This is a genomic window from Pseudomonas sp. NPDC089401 (assembly GCF_044749485.1).
In the GTDB taxonomy this organism is placed as follows: Bacteria; Pseudomonadota; Gammaproteobacteria; order Pseudomonadales; family Pseudomonadaceae; genus Aquipseudomonas.
Genome location: NZ_JBIVIA010000004.1, coordinates 471,288 through 492,107, shown reverse-complemented (window position 1 = coordinate 492,107; position 20,820 = coordinate 471,288). Strand labels below are relative to the sequence as shown.

The 20,820-nt window shown below is 65.0% G+C and carries 21 protein-coding genes; 14 read left to right on the top strand and 7 right to left on the bottom strand.

From position 1 onward, the window contains the following. Positions 1-499: 499 nt before the first annotated feature. From ACIP21_RS12650 to ACIP21_RS12635, 4 genes are read left to right on the top strand one after another with little or no spacing between them, the layout of a single operon-like run. Positions 500-1,165: an amino acid ABC transporter permease gene (locus ACIP21_RS12650; RefSeq protein WP_400687816.1), complete on the top strand. Its 666-nt coding sequence runs from the start codon at positions 500-502 to the stop codon at positions 1,163-1,165. Further along, a complete protein-coding gene (locus ACIP21_RS12645; RefSeq protein ID WP_400687814.1) occupies positions 1,146-1,805 on the top strand; it encodes an amino acid ABC transporter permease in 660 nt (219 codons plus the stop codon). Before ACIP21_RS12650 ends, ACIP21_RS12645 begins: the two co-directional genes overlap by 20 nt. After that, a complete protein-coding gene (locus ACIP21_RS12640) occupies positions 1,802-2,575 on the top strand; it encodes an amino acid ABC transporter ATP-binding protein (protein WP_400687812.1) in 774 nt (257 codons plus the stop codon). The genes ACIP21_RS12645 and ACIP21_RS12640 overlap by 4 nt, the downstream gene beginning before the upstream one ends. Then, the gene (locus ACIP21_RS12635; RefSeq protein WP_400687810.1) at positions 2,572-3,444 is read left to right on the top strand and encodes a transporter substrate-binding domain-containing protein; all 873 of its coding nucleotides are present in this window, start codon (positions 2,572-2,574) and stop codon (positions 3,442-3,444) included. The genes ACIP21_RS12640 and ACIP21_RS12635 overlap by 4 nt, the downstream gene beginning before the upstream one ends. A gap of 219 nt (positions 3,445-3,663) precedes the next feature. Here ACIP21_RS12635 and ACIP21_RS12630 read toward each other — a convergent pair whose 3' ends face one another. Continuing rightward, positions 3,664-4,482, bottom strand: coding sequence for an alpha/beta fold hydrolase (locus tag ACIP21_RS12630; protein ID WP_400687808.1), 819 nt, complete (start codon positions 4,480-4,482; stop codon positions 3,664-3,666). A gap of 69 nt (positions 4,483-4,551) precedes the next feature. Beyond that, positions 4,552-6,909, bottom strand: coding sequence for a penicillin acylase family protein (locus ACIP21_RS12625; RefSeq protein WP_400687806.1), 2,358 nt, complete (start codon positions 6,907-6,909; stop codon positions 4,552-4,554). An 86-nt stretch (positions 6,910-6,995) separates the two neighbouring features. Here ACIP21_RS12625 and ACIP21_RS12620 point away from each other — a divergent pair, with 86 nt between their 5' ends. Continuing rightward, a complete protein-coding gene (locus ACIP21_RS12620) occupies positions 6,996-7,562 on the top strand; it encodes a sugar O-acetyltransferase (RefSeq protein ID WP_400687804.1) in 567 nt (188 codons plus the stop codon). Here the strand turns inward: ACIP21_RS12620 and ACIP21_RS12615 are convergent. Beyond that, positions 7,541-8,110: a DUF6436 domain-containing protein gene (locus ACIP21_RS12615; protein ID WP_400687802.1), complete on the bottom strand. Its 570-nt coding sequence runs from the start codon at positions 8,108-8,110 to the stop codon at positions 7,541-7,543. The genes ACIP21_RS12620 and ACIP21_RS12615 overlap by 22 nt on opposite strands. 243 nt (positions 8,111-8,353) lie before the next feature. Here ACIP21_RS12615 and ACIP21_RS12610 point away from each other — a divergent pair, with 243 nt between their 5' ends. Further along, positions 8,354-9,280: an alpha/beta hydrolase gene (locus tag ACIP21_RS12610; RefSeq protein ID WP_400687800.1), complete on the top strand. Its 927-nt coding sequence runs from the start codon at positions 8,354-8,356 to the stop codon at positions 9,278-9,280. Here the strand turns inward: ACIP21_RS12610 and ACIP21_RS12605 are convergent, their stop codons facing one another. Continuing rightward, positions 9,281-10,030, bottom strand: a complete 750-nt coding sequence (locus ACIP21_RS12605; protein ID WP_400687798.1) for a DUF2059 domain-containing protein — start codon at positions 10,028-10,030, stop codon at positions 9,281-9,283. It lies immediately after the preceding gene. A gap of 113 nt (positions 10,031-10,143) precedes the next feature. Between ACIP21_RS12605 and ACIP21_RS12600 the strand changes: the two genes are divergently transcribed. Together ACIP21_RS12600 and ACIP21_RS12595 are read left to right on the top strand one after the other, a co-directional pair. After that, positions 10,144-10,776 carry a 2OG-Fe(II) oxygenase gene (locus ACIP21_RS12600; protein ID WP_400687998.1) on the top strand — a complete coding sequence of 211 codons (633 nt, stop codon included), beginning with the start codon at positions 10,144-10,146 and terminating at the stop codon, positions 10,774-10,776. Then, complete coding sequence (locus tag ACIP21_RS12595) at positions 10,763-11,266, top strand: DUF523 domain-containing protein (RefSeq protein ID WP_400687796.1); 504 nt, start codon at positions 10,763-10,765, stop codon at positions 11,264-11,266. Before ACIP21_RS12600 ends, ACIP21_RS12595 begins: the two co-directional genes overlap by 14 nt. 123 nt (positions 11,267-11,389) lie before the next feature. Here the strand turns inward: ACIP21_RS12595 and ACIP21_RS12590 are convergent, their stop codons facing one another. After that, a complete protein-coding gene (locus ACIP21_RS12590; protein WP_400687794.1) occupies positions 11,390-11,878 on the bottom strand; it encodes a transporter substrate-binding domain-containing protein in 489 nt (162 codons plus the stop codon). A gap of 222 nt (positions 11,879-12,100) precedes the next feature. Here ACIP21_RS12590 and ACIP21_RS12585 point away from each other — a divergent pair, with 222 nt between their 5' ends. After that, positions 12,101-12,577 (top strand): DUF4399 domain-containing protein, encoded by a 477-nt coding sequence (locus ACIP21_RS12585; protein WP_400687792.1) that lies wholly within the window; start codon positions 12,101-12,103, stop codon positions 12,575-12,577. Between the two features lie 166 nt (positions 12,578-12,743). On the opposite strand, the gene serA is transcribed toward ACIP21_RS12585, so the two are convergent. Beyond that, a complete protein-coding gene (serA, locus tag ACIP21_RS12580; RefSeq protein WP_391130483.1) occupies positions 12,744-13,973 on the bottom strand; it encodes a phosphoglycerate dehydrogenase in 1,230 nt (409 codons plus the stop codon). A gap of 171 nt (positions 13,974-14,144) precedes the next feature. Here serA and ACIP21_RS12575 point away from each other — a divergent pair, with 171 nt between their 5' ends. The 4 genes from ACIP21_RS12575 (at position 14,145) to ACIP21_RS12560 (ending at position 18,354) form a co-directional block, all read left to right on the top strand. After that, positions 14,145-15,542 (top strand): FAD-binding oxidoreductase, encoded by a 1,398-nt coding sequence (locus tag ACIP21_RS12575; RefSeq protein ID WP_400687790.1) that lies wholly within the window; start codon positions 14,145-14,147, stop codon positions 15,540-15,542. 25 nt (positions 15,543-15,567) lie between these two features. Beyond that, on the top strand, positions 15,568-16,233 hold the full coding sequence (locus ACIP21_RS12570; protein ID WP_400687788.1) for a fumarylacetoacetate hydrolase family protein: 666 nt from the start codon (positions 15,568-15,570) through the stop codon (positions 16,231-16,233). 228 nt (positions 16,234-16,461) lie between these two features. After that, entirely contained in the window at positions 16,462-17,379 is a 918-nt protein-coding gene (locus ACIP21_RS12565; RefSeq protein ID WP_400687786.1) for an SdiA-regulated domain-containing protein, read from the top strand. 81 nt (positions 17,380-17,460) lie between these two features. Beyond that, positions 17,461-18,354 (top strand): SdiA-regulated domain-containing protein, encoded by an 894-nt coding sequence (locus tag ACIP21_RS12560; RefSeq protein WP_400687784.1) that lies wholly within the window; start codon positions 17,461-17,463, stop codon positions 18,352-18,354. A 106-nt stretch (positions 18,355-18,460) separates the two neighbouring features. Here the strand turns inward: ACIP21_RS12560 and rpiA are convergent, their stop codons facing one another. Continuing rightward, complete coding sequence (gene rpiA / locus ACIP21_RS12555) at positions 18,461-19,135, bottom strand: ribose-5-phosphate isomerase RpiA (protein WP_400687782.1); 675 nt, start codon at positions 19,133-19,135, stop codon at positions 18,461-18,463. A gap of 132 nt (positions 19,136-19,267) precedes the next feature. Between rpiA and ilvA the strand changes: the two genes are divergently transcribed. After that, positions 19,268-20,782 carry a threonine ammonia-lyase, biosynthetic gene (gene ilvA / locus ACIP21_RS12550; RefSeq protein WP_400687780.1) on the top strand — a complete coding sequence of 505 codons (1,515 nt, stop codon included), beginning with the start codon at positions 19,268-19,270 and terminating at the stop codon, positions 20,780-20,782. The last annotated feature ends 38 nt before the right edge of the window (positions 20,783-20,820 follow it).

Sequence of the window (20,820 nt, the reverse complement as noted above, 5' to 3'; positions counted from 1 at the left end):
GGTAGGAGCGAGCGTTGCTCGCGATGGGGCGCGCAGCGGCCCTAGGTTCTCAGCTTCGCAGCCACTATTGTCGGGGGCTGCTTTGCAGCCCATCGCGAGCAAGGCTCGCTCCTACACGACTGCGCAAACCCGAAGGCCTTGCGGTCCCTGTGGGAGCGGGTTTACCCGCGAAAGGGCCCGCGCAGGCTCACGCGCAGCGAGCCCCACCCAAGGCCCGGCGCAGCGCCATGAGCCACAACAGTTGTTCGTTCGAATCAGCGGAGCAGGGGCGGTTCATCATTATCGTCCTTGTTGGTTTGATGGCCTTGCATGTCACGGTATAGAGCGGTTTGAGCGGTGCCAGGCAGGAAAGTTTCAATAGCCCGGCGAGTGCTATCAATATGCAATAAAGGTATTTATAAAAAGTTTTTTATACCTTTAAAGTCTACTGATCGCGCCCAGCGCAACTGCCAGAATTTGCCATGCCGCACGCAACCCGCCTTGTGTCGAGGCGACATCCATGACCTTCGACACCGCCTTCATGCTTAGCACATTGCCCGCGTTCTTCAAGGCCGTGGGGGTCACCCTGCAGGTTGGCCTGATCGCCATCGCCACCTCGCTGCTGGTCGCGCTGGTCAATGCCACCGTGCTGATGCTGCGCACGCCGTACCTGGGGCGCCTGGTCAAAGGCTACGTCGAGCTGGCACGCAACACGCCGTTGCTGATCCAGCTGTTCTTCGTCTACTTCGCCCTGCCCAGCCTGGGCCTGAAGATTTCCGGCTTTGCCGCCGCGATCATCACCATGACCTTCATGGGCGGCGCCTACCTCACCGAGGTGCTGCGCGCCGGTGTCGAGGCGGTGCCGCGGGCGCAGTTGGAGTCGGGCCGTGCCATCGGCCTGTCCGAGGGCCAGCTGCTGCGCCATGTGGTCCTGCCCCAGGCCGGCATCCTCAGCCTGCCGGCGCTGTTCGCCAACTTCATCTTCCTGCTCAAGGAAACCACCGTGGTTTCGGCGGTGGCGGTGCCAGAGCTGCTCTACACCACCAAGAACTACATCGCCCTGTACTACAAGACCTACGAGATGCTCGCCGTGCTCACGCTGCTGTGCGTGCTGCTGTTCCTGCCGCTGTCGCTGCTGCTGCGCTACCTGGAACGGAGGCTGCAACATGGCCAGTTCGGCAACTGAGCTACTGTGGATATCCTTGCCGCTGCTGGCCAAGGGCGCGGCGCAGACCCTGGCCATCTCGGCCCTGGGCATCCTCTTCGCGACCCTGGGCGGCGTGCTCTACGGCGTGCTGGCGACCTGGGGCAACCGGGTGCTGAACCTCATCTTGCAGGTGTACCTGGAGCTGTTCCGTGCCATCCCGGTGCTGGTCTGGCTGTACCTGGTGTTCTTTGGCCTGCCGATCTTCTTCGCCCTGAGCATCCCCAGCTTCTGGTGCGCGGTGCTGGTGCTGGGCCTGTGGGGCGCCAGCGAGATCGGCGAGGTGGTGCGCGGCGCGTTGCAGTCGCTGCCCCGCGGGCAACGCGAGGCGGGGCTGTCGATCGGCCTGTCCACCGGCCAGCTGTATGGCCACGTATTGCTGCCCCAGGCGCTCAAGCGCATGACCCCGCCGACCATCAACATCTTCACCCGCATCATCAAGACCAGCTCGCTGGCGGTGCTGATCGGCGTGGTCGAGGTGATCAAGGTCGGCCAGCAGATCATCGAGCGCACCTACGAGTCGGTGCTGATCTACGGCGCGCTGTTCGTGTTCTTCTTCCTCGTCTGTTATCCGCTGTCCGCCGCCTCGCGCGTGCTGGAGCGGCGCTGGGCCCACGCATGAGCGCATTGATCGAATTCCAGGGTTTCAACAAGTACTACGGCGCCCACCAGGTGCTGAACGATGTCGACCTCCAGGTCCGCGCCGGCGAAGTGGTGGTGATCCTCGGCCCCAGCGGCTGCGGCAAGAGCACCTTGCTGCGCTGCCTCAATGGCCTGGAAGACGCCCACAGCGGCCACCTGCGCCTCGACGGCCAGGAGTTGCTGGCCGCCGGCACTGACTGGCGCCAGGTGCGCCAGCGGGTCGGCATGGTGTTCCAGAGCTACCACCTGTTCGGCCACATGAGCGTGCTCGACAACCTGCTGCTCGGCCCGCTAAAGGTGCAGAAGCGCCAGCGCGCCGAAGCCCAGGCCCAGGCCGAGGCGCTGCTGGCGCGGGTCGGCCTGCTGGACAAGCGTGACGCCTACCCACGGCAATTGTCCGGCGGCCAGCAGCAGCGCATCGCCATTGTCCGCGCCCTGTGCATGAACCCCCAGGTGATGCTGTTCGACGAGGTCACCGCCGCCCTCGACCCGGAAATGGTCAAGGAAGTGCTGCAGGTGATCCAGGGCCTGGCCCGCGACGGCATGACCCTGCTCATCGTCACCCACGAAATGGCCTTCGCCCGCGCGGTGGCCGACCGCATCGTGTTCATGGAGGCCGGCAGGATCCTTGAACAGAGCGACCCCGAGAGCTTCTTCAGCCAACCGCGGACCGCACGCGCGCAGCAGTTCCTGGACAAATTCTCCTTTGTCGAAAGCCTGCCGAAGACCCCACAAAAGGAACTGTCATGAAAACTGCCCCGCTCACCAAACTGCTGGCGCCGCTGTTCGGCCTGGCCCTGCTGGCCGGCTGCAACAAGGCCGACGAGCCGCCCAAGCCGGCCGCCGCCTCGCCGGCCACCAGCTACCTGGAAACCATCAAGGCCCGTGACAAGCTGATCGTTGGTGTGTTCACCGACAAGCCGCCGTTCGGCTTCGTCGACGCCAGCGGCCGCTACGTGGGCTTCGACACCGACATCGCCCGGCGCCTGGCCAAGGACCTGCTGGGCGACGAGAACAAGGTGGAGTTCGTTGCCGTGGAGCCGGCCAGCCGCATCCCGTTCCTGCAGAGCGACAAGGTCGACCTGATCCTCGCCAACATGACCGTGACCCCGGAGCGCAAGGAAGCGGTGGACTTCACCAACCCCAACCTGCGCGTGGCGGTGCAGGCCATCGTCGCCGACGGCAGCCCGGTGCAGAAGCTCAACGACCTGGCGGGCAAGACCACCATCGTCACCACCGGTACCACGGCGGATATCTGGCTGACCAGGAACCACCCGGACTGGAAGCTGCTGAAGTTCGAGAAGAACAGCGAGTCGCTGCAGGCCCTGGCCAACGGGCGCGGCGATGCCTATGCCCAGGACAACCTGATCCTGTTCAGCTGGGCCAAGCAGAACCCGGGCTACCGCGTGCTGCCGCAGCTGCTGGGCGACGAGGCGCCGATTGCGCCGGCGGTGAAGAAGGGCAATACCGAGTTGCGTGACTGGGTGAATGCGGAGCTGGCCAAGCTTGGCGAGGAGAAGTTCCTGCTGAAGCTGTATGACCAGTATGTGCGCAAGGAACTGAGCGATGACACCAAGCCTGAGAGCGTGATCGTCGAAGGCGGCAAGTGGCAGGGGTGACCGTGTAACTGGGGCCGCAGTGGAAATAACCAAATGAATGGGCTTGCGCGGTCCCTGTGGGAGCGGTTTTACCCGCGAAGAAGGCGACGCGGTGCATGGCACCGGCCTCGCCGGTGTTCGCGGCGGTTCGACGCCTCGATGAACCCGCTCCCACAGGAATCGCGCCAGTTCTGAACTGTTGAGTTTTTCCAAGAGGGCCGCAGAGCGGCCCCAATGGCTTCAAGCGTTATGCGGCAGCCAGTTCAGCAGAAACTCATTCACCACCCGCGGGTTCTCAAGGCTCGAGATATGCCCCGCAAACGGAATCTGCGCCGCCAGGCAGCCAATGATCCGCGCCATTTCGTTCGACTCTTCGGGTGGCCGCGGAATGTCCTGGTCGCCACAGATCACGATGGTCCGCGCGCCATCCAGCTCCCCCAGCCGCCCCAGCAGGTCGGGCCGCCCGAAGATCACCCGGCCCATGGGGTCGAGGCTCTGGCGGATCACCTCGGCACTGCTCGCTTTCAACGCTGCGCGGAACTCATCGCGCACTTGCGGCACGGTCTGCCCGCCGGCATGGAAGAAGATCGGCACCACGATATCCAGCAGCGGCTCCGGGAACAGCCCCGCCGCGCTCGCCGCATCCAGCAGGCCGAAGTACTTCAGCCGGGTCGCCTCGGGTTCGGCGCCGAGGTAGGTGTCCAGCAGCACCAGGCGGTCGACCCGCTCGGGGTGTTCGATGGCCAGCTGCGCGCCCCACATGCCGCCGACCGACAGGCCGACCAGGTGGCATTTGGCGATGTCCAGGGCGTCCAGCAGCGCCAGGTGCTGGCGGGCCAGGGCGCTCATGTCGGTGGTGCTGGCAGGCGGCGCGTCGGAAGCGCCGTGGCCCCAGAGCTCCGGAACGATGACGCGGAAGTGTCGGGACAGCGCCTCGATCTGTGGCTGCCACATGTCGGCCGACCACAGGTAGCTATGGCCGAGCAGCACCGGGAAGCCCTGGCCCTGGTCGACGTAGCTCATGCGCGCGCCGTCGATTTCGATGAAGTGTCGTTGCATGGAAGGGGTCTCGGTTGAGGGGGCTACAGGGTATGCGAAAGGCTGGCCCAGGTAAGTAACACCTTGATGTCATGGCACCAGTCTGAGGGTACTCTGCGCCGGAATCACGCCCATTTGCGCCCGCTGGTATTTCCCTTCCACATAGCCCTCGGCCTGGTCGGCGTAATGCTTGTCGAACAACACCCCGCTCTGCCCGACCGGGTTGATGCTCAGGGCCTGCCCGGCATCGGCGAAGTCGATCAGCCGCCGGGTCGATGGCCCATACGTCACCGGCCAGGGTGCCGGGCCGATCTTCGCCGACAGGTTGTTGGGCACCTCGTGGGTGCCGGGGGCGGCGAACGGGCCGACGTTGAACAGCAGGTTCAGCGGCTTTTTCGCCCCCAGCGGGTGGTTGTGGGTCAGGGTGTGCGCCTTGCCCCATTGCCAGCTGGCCGGGTCCTTGCCGAGGGTGGCACGCAGGTGCGCCAGGCTCTTCTGCCAGGCGATGCGCACGATGGCGGTGCGGTCGGTGCGCTGGTTGGAGCCGCGGGTGTCCCACCACGGCGACTGGGCATCGGCGGCCAGGCGCGGCAGGGCGGCGTCGATGGCACGGGTGCCGATCAGCACCGGGAACCAGGTGTCGCCCAGTTCGTCATGCAGCGCGGCGTAGGCCAGCTCGTAGAGGAACTGGTTGAACAGCGTGGCGCTGGTGGAATCCAGCGGGTAGTCGCCGCGCCAGGCGGCGAGCTGCTCGACCAGTTCCTTTTCCTCGTCGCCCTGGGCGACGCCACGCAGGGTCGCCAGCAGCGGCGCCAGGGTGCGCGGGCCATGGTCGCTGGCGGTGTCCAGTTGCAACGCCTGGCTGTTCTGAGTGTCCCACTTCACCTCGGGGTTGGCCAACTGGCGGTCGAGCTGGCGCCCGCGGTCGGGCAGGTTGTAGTAGCCGGGGATCGGCACCACAGCCGGGGGCTGGTAGTTGGCCGAGACGATGTAGCCGCTGGCCGGGTTCTCCTGCTGCGGGTTGACGCTGAACGGGTAGAAACCGGGTTTGTCGGCCTGGGCGCTGGCGCCGTCGAGGATGAACGACGGGTTGATCCCGTCCGGGCGGATCGGCAGTTTCGCCGCTGCCCACCAGCCGATATCGCCCCGGGCGTTGGCCCAGACGAAGTTCAGCCCCGGCGCCTGCACCTTGGCCGCCGCCTCGCGCATCTTGCCCAGGGTGTCGGCGCGGTTGAGCTGGTAGAAGCCTTCGAGGATCGGGTTTTCGGTTTCGAGGAACGCCCACCACATGGCGATTGGTGTGGTGCCGGCGGTGGCGCCCAGCACTTCGTTGACGATCGGCCCGTGGGGTGAGCGGCGCAGGCTGACGGTGACGGGTTGTTCGCCCTTGACGGCAATCTGTTCCTCGGTCTTTTCCAGCGTTTGCCATTGGCCGTTGATCATCACTTGATCGGCATTGGCCGGGTTGGTCTTTTCCGCGATCAGGTCGACGTCGTCGTTCTGGAACATGGTCAGGCTCCAGCCGAAGTCGCGGTTGTGCCCGAGCAGCGCGAACGGGTTCAGGGCCTGGAAGTAGCCATACAGGTTGAAGCCGGGCGCCGACAGTTCGGCCTCGTACCACACTGCCGGCACGGCGAAGGCGATGTGCGGGTCGCCAGCCAGCAACGGCTTGCCGCTGCGGGTGCGGCTGCCGGCCACGGCCCAGGCGTTGCTGCCCTCGAACTGCGGGATGCCGGCTTCGCCCAGGGCCTCGTGGCTGGCTCGGGCCAGGGCTTCGAGGCTCTGCCAGTCGGCGGCGGCCAGCGGTGTGCCGAGGGCGCCGGCGGGCTGCCAGTCGAGGTCGAAGATCTTCAAGTACTGCGGGCCGAGCTGGTCACGGATGTAGGTGAGCGCAGGCTCGGTGCGGAATGCGGCGGCGAAGCTGTAGGCCAGGTAGCCGGCGATGCTCAGGGTGTCTTCGGCGGTGAACGGCCGCGGGGTGATGCCGAGCAGGTCGAATTCCATCGGCTTGGGGTGGCTGGCCTGCCAGGCGTTGACGCCGTCGAGGTAGGCTTGCAGGGCCCGCCAGGCCGGGGACTGGTGGTCCAGGCGCTGGGCCATCAGCGCCGCCTGCTGGCGAATGCGCAGGCTGCGGAACAGGGTGTCGGTGGGCAGCAGCTTGTCGCCCAGCACCTCGGCCAGCTCGCCACGGGCCAGGCGGCGCATGATCTCCATCTGGAACAAGCGGTCCTGGGCGTGTACGTAGCCCAGCGCCCGGTACAGGTCGGCCTCGCTCTGTGCCTGCAGGTGGGGCACGCCGCGGGCATCGTAGCGCACGCTGACCGGCGCCTCGAGCCCGGCCACGGCCACCTCGCCCTGGCGCTGCGGCAGCTTGCCGTGCACGTACCAGTAACTGGCGCCAGCGGCTGCGGCGACCACCACGGCCAACAGGGTCAGGCTGCGCTTCATCGCGACTCCTTGTGCATTCGAGCGGAAACTGTGGTCCGATCATCGACGTATTCGCGAACAGAGCATAGCCCTCGAGAGGAGTTTCCATGGCACTCAGCGAAAAACAGAAAATGCTTACAGGCCAGCTCTATCATGCCGGCTGCCCCGAGCTGCAGGCCGAGCACATCGCCAGCCAGCACTGGATGCACCGCTACAACAGCAGCGTCGAGCTGCTCAACGACGCGCGCAACGGTCTGCTCGCCGAGCATTTCGGCCATGTCGGCGAAGGTACGGTGATCCGTCCGCCGTTCTATTGCGACTACGGCTACAACATCAGCGTCGGGCGCAACACCTTCATGAACTTCAACTGCGTGATCCTCGACGTGCTGCCGGTACGCATCGGCGACGACTGCCAGATCGGCCCCAATGTGCAGATCTACACTGCCGACCACCCGCTCGACCCCGAGGCCCGCCGCAGCGGGCTGGAAAGCGGGCGGCCGGTGACCATCGGCGACAACGTGTGGATCGGTGGCGCGGCGATCATCCTGCCGGGGGTGACCATTGGCGACAACGCGGTGGTCGGTGCCGGCAGCGTGGTGACCCGCGATGTACCGGCGGGGGCGACGGTGATGGGCAACCCGGCGCGGCTGCGTCAGCCAGTCCAGGGGCAGTAGCAGCCCACTGCCAGGGTGTTGGAGGCCGTCACCGGGCGGCCGGCCAGCAGTGCCTTGAGGATCGGCTCGATGAAGCTGTTGCTGGCGTTGCACACCGCGCCTTCGCTGTAGGGGCCGAAGTAGGCGAGGTGGCCCTGGCGGTCCCAGATCGCCACGGCGGGGGAGGCGGGCAGGTGCTCGCTGCCGGGCAGGCTGGCGATGGGCTGGAGGCTGGCCAGGCTGGTCGGCAGCTGGCCGTGGCTGCCGGGCTTCTGCACGACGTGGAAAGCCACGTCCTGGCCTGCGAACTGGCTGACCAGGTCGGCCAAATGCTGCTGGTTGCCGACGTTGCACGGGCAGGCCGGGTCCCAGAAGTGCACCACGCGGATCGGGCCGGGGCCGGCGAGCTCGGCGGGCAGGCGCAGCTGGCTGCCGTCGAACAGCGTGGCCTGGTTGTCGAACGGGCGCAGGTAGCGGGCCTGGAAGGTGGTGTAGGCCTGCCAGAGCACGGCGGCGCAGAGCACAAGTGCGAGGGCAGACAGCGTTGCTTTGGCGATTCGGTTGCTCATGGATTACAGCGACTCTGGCATGGAAATAACAGCGGGCCTCGCCCCCTGTGGGAGCGGGTTTACCCGCGAACACCGGCAGAGCCGGTGCCATCCACCGCGTCGTCTGCTTCGCGGGTAAACCCGCTCCCACAAGGGGGGCTTGCGCAGAACGTTGCAGCTTGTTTCGCGATGCACAAGCTTGCCACGATGCTGTCTTCAGCTGAATATCCCAGATCAATACTCGCTTCGCCTTGGATGTACCCGATGCCCGCTGCCTTCCAACCCGACCCCCTGCGTTCCAGCCTTGCGCCGTTGGCCCAGCGCCAGCCATTGTCCGCGCAGGCGCAGGACTATCAACGCTTCTATGGCCTGAACCTGCCGGCACAGAGCTGGCTGGGCAGCTTCCAGGTGGCGGGGTTCGAGCTGGCCGGGCAGGTCTGGTTACCGCAACACCCGGTCGCGACGCTGTTCCTGCTGCACGGCTACTACGACCACATGGGCCTGTACCGGCACCTGATCGCCTGGGCGTTGAAGCAGGGTTACGCGGTGATCAGCTGCGACCTGCCCGGCCACGGCCTGTCCAGCGGCGAGCGCGCCAGCATCAGTGATTTCGCGGTGTACCAGCAGGTGCTGGAGGCCTTGTTCGACCAGGCGCGCGCGCTTGAACTGCCGCGCCCGTGGCATCTCTGCGGGCAGAGCACCGGCGGCGCCATCGCCCTCGACCATGTGCTCTACCAGGGTGCGCAGAGCCCCATCGACGGCGAGGTGATCCTGCTGGCGCCACTGGTGCGGCCACAGGCATGGCGCTGGTCGAAACTCAGCTATCGGGTGCTGCGCCACTTCGTCGATGGCATCGAGCGGCGTTTCAGCGAGAACACCAACGACCCGACCTTCCTGCCGTTCCTGGAGGCCGACCCACTGCAACCGCGGCGCCTGCCCACCGCCTGGGTCGGGGCGCTGATCGCCTGGGTCAAGCGCATCGAGGCCGCGCCGCACAGCGCCCGGCGGCCGTTGATCGTGCAGGGCGAGGCGGACGGTACGGTGGACTGGCCCTACAACCTCGAGGTGCTCAAGGCCAAGTTCAGCGAGCCGCAGATCCTCATGCTGCCCGAAGCCCGCCACCACCTGGCCAACGAGCTGCCGGGCATTCGCCAGCGCTACTTCGACTTCATCGACCAGCGCCTGGGCTGATCACTTAGGGTTGGCGGCGTTCTGCCCGACCGCCAGGCCTGCGCGCACTGCGGCCACGGCGGCCTGATAGTAGGCCTGGCCTTGCGGCGACTCGGCGAAGTTGGCGAACTCTTCCAGTTCGGCGTCGCTGAGGTCGCGGTAGACGTACAGCAGCGTGTTGTTCAGGTCTTCGCCGATCTGGCCCATCAGACGCTGGCGCTGGCCGTCGAGCAGGCCCTGGGCCTGGCTGGCGCCGAACAGGCCGGGGATCATCGAACTGAGGCTGTCGGCCGCCACGCCGGCGATCGCCAGGCTTACTTCGGCACCGGCCTCGCGGGCCGGCAGGGCCTGGGCCAGGTGGCCGATGATGAGTTGGCGGGTATCGCTGGCCTGGATCTTCGGCAAGCCCTTGGCGTTCTTGGCCAGCTGGTCCTTGCGCGTGGCCAGCAGCTCGGCGGCGACGATCTTGCGCCCCAGTGGCGACTGGAAGAACGCCAGCGCGGGGGCTGGGTCCGGCAGCGCGCTGCGCAGCTTGGCGATGGCGCGGCTGTCCACCGCCTGGGCCTGGAAGCGCTGGTTGCTGTTGTTGACCAGCGCCTGGTAAACCGCAGGCGGCAGGCTGTTGCGGTAGCGCTGCTGGGCGGCGCTCACGGCGTCGGTGAAGTGGGCGCGCTGGTCGGGCCAGCCGGCGGCCTTGTACAGCTGATCGAGGTTGTCCGCCCAGACAGGCATGGCGCAGATCATCAGCAGCAGGGAAAACAGACGGTGCATTCAGGACTCCTGTCGGCAGGTGGCTATTGTCCTTGGCTTGGCGCCTTCTTGTCGAGCGATCCGCAGGCTTCTCGGCCAAGTGGCGCTGTGCGCCGACAGGGCGAATGGATATGATGCGCGCCATGCACATCTCCCCTGAAAACCCGATGTTTGCGGCCGTCGTCGACGATCTGGCCACCCATGGCTGGTCGCAGCAGGCGCTCTTTTTGCCTGCCGACCTGGTGCGCGCGCTGGCGACCGAATGTCGGCGCCGTGACGCCGAAGGCGAACTCAACCCGGCCGGGGTGGGGCGCGGCGATGCCCAGGAGGTGCGCGAGGCCATTCGCGGCGACCAGATCCAGTGGATCGACCCCGGCCAGGCCGAGGCCTGCGACCAGTACCTGGCGACCATGGACCAGCTGCGCCAGGCCATCAACCAGGGGCTGTTCCTGGGCCTGGAAGACTTCGAGTGCCATTTTGCCCTGTATCCGCCGGGGGCGTTCTACCGCCGCCACCTGGACCGCTTCCGCGACGACGACCGGCGCATGGTCTCGGCGGTGCTGTACCTCAATGAGGGCTGGCAGCCGGAAGATGGCGGGCAGTTGCGCATGTTCCTCGGCAATGAGCTGGAGCACGACGTGCAGCCGGTGGCCGGGTGCCTGGTGGTGTTCCTCTCTGGCGAAGTGCCCCACGAAGTGTTGCCGGCCATGCGCGAGCGCCTGTCGCTGACCGGCTGGTTCCGGCGCCGTGGCAATGACCCGTTCTGATCTGCCGAAGGTCCTGGTGAGCGCCTGCCTGCTGGGGCAGCCGGTGCGCTACGACGGCAGAACCAGCGGGCACCCTGATCTATTGCAGCAATGGCAGGCCGAAGGGCGCGTGGTGCCGCTGTGCCCGGAGGTGGCGGGTGGTTTGCCGACGCCGCGGCCAGCGGCGGAGATTCCCGGTGGGCAGGGTGCACAGGTGCTCGATGGCGGGGCGCAGGTGCTGACGGTCAGTGGCGAGGATGTCAGCGCAGCATTTCTGGCAGGGGCCCAGGTGGCGCTGGCGCTGGTGCGCCGGCATGGGATCAGCGTGGCGGTGCTCAAGGCTGGTAGCCCTTCGTGTGGCAACCGGTTGACCTATGATGGCACGTTCAGTGGGGTGAAGGTGCCGGGCGAGGGGGTGACTGCGGCGTTGCTGCGGCGCGAGGGGGTGCGGGTGTTCAGCGAGCTGGAACTGGAAGAAGCCCGGCTGGTGGTGGCCGGGCTTTCGGCTTGAGCCTGCACCGGCCTCTTCGCGGGTGAACCCGCTCCCACAGGTACCACACAAGTTCTGAAAACAGTGGAGCCCTCTGTGGGAGCGGGTTTACCCGCGAAGAGGCCGGCACTGGCTAAACAATTTTCACTGCCCGGCCGCAGTTTCCTGAGGCCCCTTGAACCACTTCTGCTCCAGCTCCGCTGTCCGCCCGCTGTCCTTCAGACGTTGCAGGGCATTGTTCACCGAGCTTTCGAACGCTGGGTTGTCCTTCTGGAACGGGATCACCAGATTTTTCTCGCCAATCGCCTGGCTCACATCGAACGGGCTATCCGCCTTTGGCGCCTCGCCCGACGGGGTCAGGGTGATGTCATATTTCCCGCTCTCCACACCCGGTAACACCTCGGCTGCGGTTGCTTCGACGAATTCGGCGCGCAGGTCCAGTTCCCGGGCCAGTGCCTGGCCGAAGTCGATCTCGAAGCCTGTCAGATGGTCGTTTTCCTTGAACGCATACGGTGAGTTGTCGGCCTGCACGGCGATACGCAGTTCACCTCGGTCGGCGATTTCGTCAATCAGCTCGGCTTGAGCCACTGGCATGATCAGTACTGCCAGCAGTACCCCGATGGTCGAACGCATTGATGCCCCTTTTTCTTCAGCAGATGAATAACTTTCGCCGCGACTTTCTTCCTCGTCGCGGTCGAGCGCAGCCTATGACCTTGAAGCCTTGGCGAGGTTTAACCCTAACTTAAAAATTTATGTCTGGGGGCCACAATTACCCCAGGCGCCATTTTCAACTAAGGTGAAGGGTCGCCGCTGTAGGTTTATGGCTGCGTTTTCAAGTAATGACAGGAGAAGTGAATGAACAGCCTATTTTCGCGTGCTGCCGTTGCCGGCCTGCTGATGGGGGCCTCATTGATGGCCAGCGCTGCGGATGCCCTGAAGAGCCAGGAGCCGCCCAAGGATGCCAAGGTCTTCATCGTTTCCCCCGCCGACGGCGCCACGGTCGAGAAGACCTTCACCGTCAAGTTCGGCATCGAGGGCATGGGCCTCAAACCCGCGGGCGACCAGACCCCGCACACCGGCCACCACCACCTGCTGGTGGACGTCGACAAGGCGCCGGTCGCCGACATGCCGCTGCCCACCAGCCTGATGCCGGAAGCCGGCACCGCGCTGCCGGCCGGCCCCCAGGTCTTGCACTTCGGCAAGGCCCAGACCGAGACCAGCATCACCCTGACTCCGGGCAAGCACACCCTGCAACTGGTGCTGGGTGACCAGTATCACGTGCCGTTCAAGCCGAGCGTCGAGTCGAAGAAGATCACTGTCACTGTGAAATAGGTGCTGGTTTCTTCGCGGGCAAGCCCGCTCCCACAGGGAACGCACAATCCTCAAGGGCTGTGCAGTACCTGTGGGAGCGGGCTTGCCCGCGAAGCAGGCGACACCCATCTTGCAGGCAAAAAAAGGGAGGCCACCAGGGCCTCCCTTTTTCATCCAGCCATCAGGCTCAGAACAGCACGCGCGAGCGGATGGTGCCCTTGACCTGTTGCAGTTTCTCCTGCGCCAGGTCCGAGTACTCGGCGTCGACGTCGATCACCACGTAGCCGACTTTCTCGTTGGTCTGCAGGAACTGACCGGAGATGTTGATGCCGTTTTCGGCGAAGACCTTGTTGATCTCGCTGAGCACGCCCGGGATGTTTTCGTGGATGTGCAGCAGGCGGTGCTTGCCTGGGTGAGCCGGCAGGGCCACTTCCGGGAAGTTGACCGACGATACCGAAGTACCGTTGTCGCTGTACTTGACCAGCTTCTCGGCCACTTCCAGGCCGATGTTGGCCTGGGCTTCGGCGGTGGAGCCACCGATGTGCGGGGTCAGGATCACGTTGTCCAGGCCACGCAGCGGGCTTTCGAACTCTTCGTCGTTGGAGCGCGGCTCGACCGGGAACACGTCGATGGCGGCGCCGATCAGGTGCTTGTCCTTGATCGCGGCGGCCAGGTGGTCCAGCTCGACCACGGTGCCACGGGCGGCGTTGATCAGGATCGCGCCCTTCTTCATCGCGCGGATTTCCTTCTCGCCGATCATCCACTGGGTGGATGGCAGCTCAGGCACGTGCAGCGAGACGATGTCGGCCAGGCCCAGCAGCTCGTTGAGGCTGGTGACCTGCACGGCGTTGCCCAGCGGCAGCTTGGTCAGCGGGTCGAAGAAGTACACCTGCATGCCGAGGTTTTCCGCCAGGACCGACAGTTGCGTGCCGATCGAGCCGTAGCCGACGATGCCCAGCTTCTTGCCGCGGATCTCGAACGAGTTGGCCGCGCTCTTGATCCAGCCGCCACGGTGGCAGGAGGCGTTTTTCTCGGGGATGCCGCGCAGCAGCAGGATGGCTTCGGCCAGCACCAGCTCGGCCACCGAACGGGTGTTGGAGTAGGGGGCGTTGAACACGGCGATACCGCGCTCGCGGGCAGCTTCCAGGTCGACCTGGTTGGTGCCGATGCAGAAGCAGCCGACGGCGACCAGCTTCTTGGCGCAGTCGAAGATTTCTTCGGTCAGCTGGGTGCGCGAGCGGATGCCGATGAAGTGGGCATCGGCGATCTTTTCCTTCAGCTCGGCTTCAGGCAAGGAACCCGTGAGGTATTCGATGTTGGTGTAGCCGGCAGCCTTGAGGGTATCGACTGCGTTCTGGTGCACACCTTCAAGAAGAAGGAACCGGATCTTGCTCTTGTCGAGAGAAGTCTTGCTCATCTGCGTAAACCTGTATCCCGGAGAAAAAATGGCGAGTGAGGATGCTAGGCGCCGCGCGGGCCATAGCATGAACAGCGGGAGGGCTATGCTAGCATACGCGACACAATCTGAGCTTATCCCGACAGGTGAAGAGTACTCAGGGTGACTATGAATAAGTCGAGAGTTCCGGCGATGACCCACCCCGCGGTAATTGAAGAACTGATGACCCTTGTCGACCCTGGCAAGGTCCTCACCGACCCGGCCTCGCTGGACGCCTACGGCAAGGACTGGACCAAGCATTACCCGCCCGCGCCCTCGGCCATCGTGCTGCCCAAGACCGTCGAGCAGGTGCAGGCCATCGTCCGCTGGGCCAACCAGCACCAGGTCGCGCTGGTGCCGTCCGGCGGGCGTACCGGGTTGTCTGCCGGCGCCGTGGCGGCCAACGGCGAGGTCGTCGTTGCGTTCGACAACATGAACCGGATTCTCGACTTCAACGCCTTCGACCGCACCGTGGTCTGCCAGCCGGGGGTGATCACCCGCCAGTTGCAGGCCTTTGCCGAAGAACAGGGCCTTTATTACCCGGTGGACTTCGCCTCCAGCGGTTCCAGCCAGATCGGCGGCAACATCGGCACCAATGCCGGCGGGATCAAGGTGATCCGCTACGGCATGACCCGCAACTGGGTCGCCGGCCTGAAGGTGGTCACCGGCAAGGGCGAGCTGCTGGAGCTGAACAAGGACCTGATCAAGAACGCCACCGGCTATGACCTGCGCCAGCTGTTCATTGGCGCCGAAGGCACCCTGGGCTTCGTGGTCGAGGCCACCATGCGCCTGGACCGCGCCCCGCGCAACCTCACCGCCATGGTCCTGGGCACGCCGGACTTCGACTCGATCATGCCGGTGCTGCATGCCTTCCAGGGCAAGCTCGACCTGACCGCCTTCGAGTTCTTTTCCGACAAGGGCCTGGCCAAGATCATGGCCCGCGGCGACGTGCCGGCACCGTTCGACAGCGACTGCCCGTTCTACGCCCTGCTGGAATTCGAAGCCAGCACCGAGGCAGTGGCCGAGCAGGCGCTGGCCACCTTCGAGCACTGCGTCGAGCAGGGCTGGGTGCTGGATGGGGTGATGAGCCAGAGCGAAACCCAGCTGAAGAACCTGTGGAAGCTGCGCGAGTACCTGTCCGAGACCATCGCCCACTGGACCCCGTACAAGAACGACATTTCCGTCACCGTTTCCAAGGTGCCGGCGTTCCTGCGCGACATCGATGCCATCGTCAGCGAGCACTACCCGGATTACGAAGTGGTCTGGTACGGCCATATCGGCGACGGCAACCTGCATTTGAACATCCTCAAGCCCGAGCACATGAGCAAGGACGACTTCTTCGCCTCGTGCACCAAGGTCAACAAGTGGGTGTTCGAGATCGTACAGCGCTACGGCGGCTCGATTTCCGCCGAGCACGGGGTGGGCATGACCAAGCGCGATTATCTGGGCTACAGCCGCTCGCCGGATGAAATTGCCTGCATGAAGGCAATCAAGGCCGTATTCGACCCTAATGGCATCATGAATCCGGGTAAGATCTTCGCTCCTGAATAAAAAGCAGTCAGCAAAGGAGTCGGCCATGAGTTACCAGCACCAGTATCTAGACGGCACGCGCATTCACTTCCCGTTGGGGAAGGTGGTGTGCATCGGCCGCAACTACGCCGAGCATGCCAAGGAACTGGACAATCCCATTCCGTCCGAGCCGCTGCTGTTCATCAAGCCGGGTAGCTGCGTGGTGCCGCTGGAAGGTGGCTTCAAGATCCCCACCGAGCGTGGCTCGGTGCACTACGAGGCCGAGATCGCCGTGCTGCTGGGCAAGCCGCTGTCGTCCAATGCCTCCGAGGAGGAAGTGCTGGACGCCATCTCCGGCTATGCCCCGGCGCTGGACCTGACCCTGCGTGACCTGCAGGCCAAGCTCAAGGAAAAGGGCCTGCCGTGGGAGCTGTGCAAAAGTTTCGACGGCGCCTGCGTGCTGCCGCCGTTCGTCTCCGCCGCTTCCTTTGAAGACGTGACCGATATCCCGGTGCGCCTGACCATCAATGGCGAAGTGCGCCAGGATGGCAACAGCGGCATGATGCTCAACCCGATCGTGCCGATCATCCAGTACATGGCGGCGCAGTTCTCGCTGCAGGCGGGGGATGTGATCCTCACTGGCACGCCGGCCGGGGTCGGGCCGTTTACCGTCGGTGACGAGCTGGTGCTGGAACTGCCAGGGGTTTGCCGGTTCGAGAGCCGGGTTCTCTGAGCTGATACCGCGTCGCCTGCTTCGCGGGCAAGCCCGCTCCCACAGGGACCTCACAGGGCTGAGGCATGTGCTTACCCTGTGGGAGCACACGGGTCTCACAGGGCTTGAGGCATGTGGTATCCCCTGTGGGAGCGGGTTTACCCGCGAAGAATCCAGCGCGGTTTACCGTTTTTTCACAACCCATCCGGATAATGCGCGGATCTTCGCCCATTTCCCCAGGACTTCTCGATGCCCACAAGCGCCCCTGCCTCCCTCAAGCGCCCGTTCTACCGGCGCTGGCCCTTCGGCCTGGCCGTTGCCGCCGTCATCGGCTACGGCGTGGCCATGGCCATGCACTGGGATGACCGTGGCGCGCTGTGGGTCAAGGAGCGCTTCGAAAGCAGCGCCGAGCGCAGTGAAAGCGTATGGCTGCCCGCCTATCAGGTCGACATCGACGCCAAGGTGCTGCCGGGCATGGAGGACGACGAAGCCTCGGATGTCGCCTACAGCCCGCAGACCCGCACGCTGTTTGCGGTGATGGGCAAGAACCCGTTCCTGGTCGAGCTGAACCTCGACGGTGACGTGCTGCGCAAGATCCCGCTGGTGGGCTGGAACAACCCCGAAGGTGTGGCGGTGCTGGAAGACGGCTACCTGGCGATCACCGACGAGCGCCTGCATGACCTGACCCTGGTCAAGGTCGACGCGCAGACCACCACGCTGAACCACGCCGACTTCCAGAGCCACGACCTGGGCGAGTCGGTGAAGAGCAACAAAGGCTTCGAGGGCCTGGCCTGGGACCCGATGCGCCAACGCCTGGTGATCGGCGAGGAGCGCCCCCCCAAGTTGTACAGCTGGAGCACCGACGGGCGCAGCCCGCTCAAGGGTGACAAACAACCGCTGGCAAACGATGAACTGGACCTGCGCAACCTGTCGGCACTGAGCGTCGACCCGCGCACCGGCCACCTGCTGGCGCTGTCGGCCGACTCCAACATGCTGCTGGAGCTCGACGAGCAAGGCCAGCAAGTCAGCTTCATGACCTTGCTGGGCGGTTTCAACGGCCTGAAGAGCACCATCCCGCGGGCCGAGGGCGTGACCCTCGACGAGCAGGGCAACCTGTACATGGTCAGCGAGCCGAACCTGTTCTATCGCTTCAAGAAGAACCCCTGACAGGTCAGGCTTTTTCTGGCATTAAGCCAGGATTCAGCCTGACATGGTTAGCTTCGTCACCCTTGTGTCGAGTCTGCCGTCATGCGTCGTTTCATTCTGTTTCTGTTCTTGCCTGGCCTGGTGCTTCTAGGCCTGGCCGGCCAAGAGTTCCGCCTCTTCGAGCGCGGCTGGTTCAACCTCAAGGCCTGGTGGCAGCCGGCCGAGCAGAGCATTGGCCTGGACCGCTACCGGGTGGTGGTCGAGGCGCAGCCGGTCGAAGAGCTGGACGACGACCTGTCGGCGCTGACCTACGACCCCGACCGCAAGACCCTGTTCGCCGTCACCAATGCCCGTTCCGAACTGATCGAGCTGTCGCTGGACGGGCGCATCCTGCGTCGCGTGCCGCTGACCGGTTTCGGCGACCCGGAAGCGGTGGAATACGTCGGGCAGAACAGCTACGTGATCAGCGACGAGCGCCAGCAGCGCCTGATCCGTGTGCGCCTGGAGGATGACACGCCGTTCCTCGATGCCGGCGATGCCGAGCAACTGACCCTGGGCATTGGGCGCAATGGCAACAAGGGCTTCGAGGGGCTGGCCTATGACTCGGCGGGCAAGCGCCTGTTCGTGGCCAAGGAGCGCGACCCGATGCTGATCTACGAAGTTCGCGGCTTCCCCCATGACAACCCCGAGAAGCCTTATGCCGTGCATGTGGTGCAGGACCGCAAGCGTGATGCGAAGCTGTTCGTGCGCGACCTGTCGAGCTTGCAGTACGACGAGCGAAGCGGGCATTTGCTGGCGTTGTCGGATGAGTCGCGGTTGGTGCTGGAGCTGGATGTCGAGGGCCGGCCGCTGAGCACCTTGTCGTTGCGCAAGGGATTTCAGGGGCTGAGGGCGACGGTGCCGCAGGCGGAGGGGATTGCGATGGATGAAGCAGGGACCATTTACCTGGTCAGTGAGCCGAACCTGTTCTATGTGTTCAAACAGTCGGCAGATTGATCGCCTGTCAGGGCCTCTTCGCGGGTAAACCCGCTCCCACAGGAATCTGCACGGGTGTCAAAGTCTGTGCAGGTCCCTGTGGGAGCGGGTTTACCCGCGAATGCCATCACTCGGCCTTGAGGGTTTTCACGCCTTCCGAGGTACCCAGCAACAGCAGGTCCGCCGGCCGCGCCGCGAACAGACCGTTGGTGACCACGCCGACGATGGCGTTGATCTGCGCTTCCAGCTCCACCGGGTTGGTGATCTGCAGGTTGTGCACATCGAGAATCACGTTGCCGTTGTCGGTGACCACGCCTTCGCGGTACACCGGGTCGCCGCCCAGCTTGACCAGCTGGCGCGCCACGTGGCTGCGGGCCATCGGGATCACCTCGACCGGCAGCGGGAAGGCGCCCAGCACCGGCACCAGCTTGCTGCAGTCGGCGATGCAGATGAAGGTCTTGGCCACGGCCGCGACGATCTTCTCGCGGGTCAGGGCTGCACCGCCGCCCTTGATCAGGTTCAGGTGCGCGTCGCTCTCGTCGGCGCCGTCGACATAGAACTCCAGCTCGCTGACACTGTTCAGCTCGTAGACCGGGATGCCATGGCCCTTCAGACGCTGGGCGGTGGCTTCGGAGCTGGCGACCGCGCCGTCGAAGGCGGTCTTGTGCTGGGCCAGGGCGTCAATGAAGAAGTTGGCGGTCGAACCGGTGCCGACGCCGACGACGCTCTTTTCATCCAGCTTGGGCAGAATGAAGTCGACAGCGGCCTGGGCGACGGCCTGTTTGAGTTGGTCCTGGGTCATGCGGGCTCCGAAAGGGGCAGGGCGGTTTCAAAGTGGCCTAGTATAACGGCTCGCAGGGCTTTGCTGTGGTCGCCCGACGTAGCGCTGGGGTAGACTCCCAGCCCTTGTCCCGCGGCCAGTGATGCTTTCCCGATGCTCGAACAGTACGTCAAGAAGATCCTCACCTCGCGCGTCTACGACGTTGCGGTCGAAACCCCGTTGCACAGCGCCGGGCAACTGAGCAAGCGGCTGGGCAACCAGGTTCTGCTCAAGCGCGAGGACCTGCAGCCGGTGTTCTCGTTCAAGATCCGCGGGGCGTACAACAAGCTGGCGCAACTGACCCCGGAAGAACTGGCCCGCGGCGTGGTCACCGCCTCGGCCGGCAACCACGCCCAGGGGCTGGCCCTGGCGGCCCGCGAGATGGGCATCAAGGCCACCATCGTGATGCCCAAGACCACCCCGGAGATCAAGGTCGAAGGCGTGCGCTCGCGGGGTGGCAAGGTGGTGCTGCATGGCGACTCGTTCCCCGAGGCGCTGGCCTATTCGCTGAAACTGGTCGACGAGAAGGGCTTCGTCTACGTCCACCCCTACGACGACCCGCACACCATCGCCGGGCAGGGCACCGTGGCCATGGAAATCCTCCGCCAGCACCCGGGCCGGCTGGACGCGATCTTCGTGCCGGTGGGCGGCGGCGGGCTGATCGCCGGCATCGCCGCCTACGTGAAATACCTGCGCCCGGAGATCAAGGTAATCGGCGTCGAGCCCGATGACTCCAACTGCCTGCAGGCCGCCATGGCAGCGGGTGAGCGCGTGGTGCTGCCGCAGGTCGGGCTGTTCGCCGACGGCGTGGCGGTGGCGCAGATCGGCCAGCACACCTTCGACATCTGCCGTCATCATGTGGATGAGGTGATCACCGTCAGCACCGACGAAATCTGCGCGGCGATCAAGGATATCTACGACGATACCCGCTCGATCACCGAACCTGCCGGCGCCCTGGGTGTTGCCGGCATCAAGAAGTACGTCGAGCTCAAGGGCGTCACCGGGCAGACCCTGGTGGCCATCGATTCGGGCGCCAACGTCAACTTCGACCGTCTGCGCCACGTGGCCGAGCGTGCCGAGCTGGGCGAGAAGCGCGAAGCGATCATCGCCGTGACCATCCCCGAGCGCCCAGGCAGCTTCAAGGCCTTCTGCGAGGCCATCGGCAAGCGCCAGATCACTGAATTCAACTACCGCAAGCACACCTCCGACGAGGCGCACATCTTCGTCGGCGTGCAGACCCACCCGGAAAACGACCCGCGGGCGGCGCTGGTACAGCAGCTGACCGATCAGGGCTTCCCGGTCACCGACCTGACCGACAACGAACTGGCCAAGCTGCACATCCGCCACATGGTCGGCGGCCATTCGGCCGGGGCCAGCGACGAAATGGTGCTGCGCTTCGAGTTCCCCGAGCGGCCGGGGGCGCTGTTCAACTTCCTGAACAAGCTGGGCGGGCGCTGGAACATCTCGATGTTCCACTACCGCAACCATGGCGCGGCCGATGGGCGCGTGGTCGCCGGCTTGCAGGTGCCGGAGGAAGAGCGCCACCTGGTGCCGGCGGCGTTGGCCAAGATCGGCTATCCGTACTGGGACGAGACCGAGAACCCGGCGTACAAGCTGTTCCTGGGTTGAACGACTAAGCTTGGCTTATCGCTCAAGGATGTGAAGAC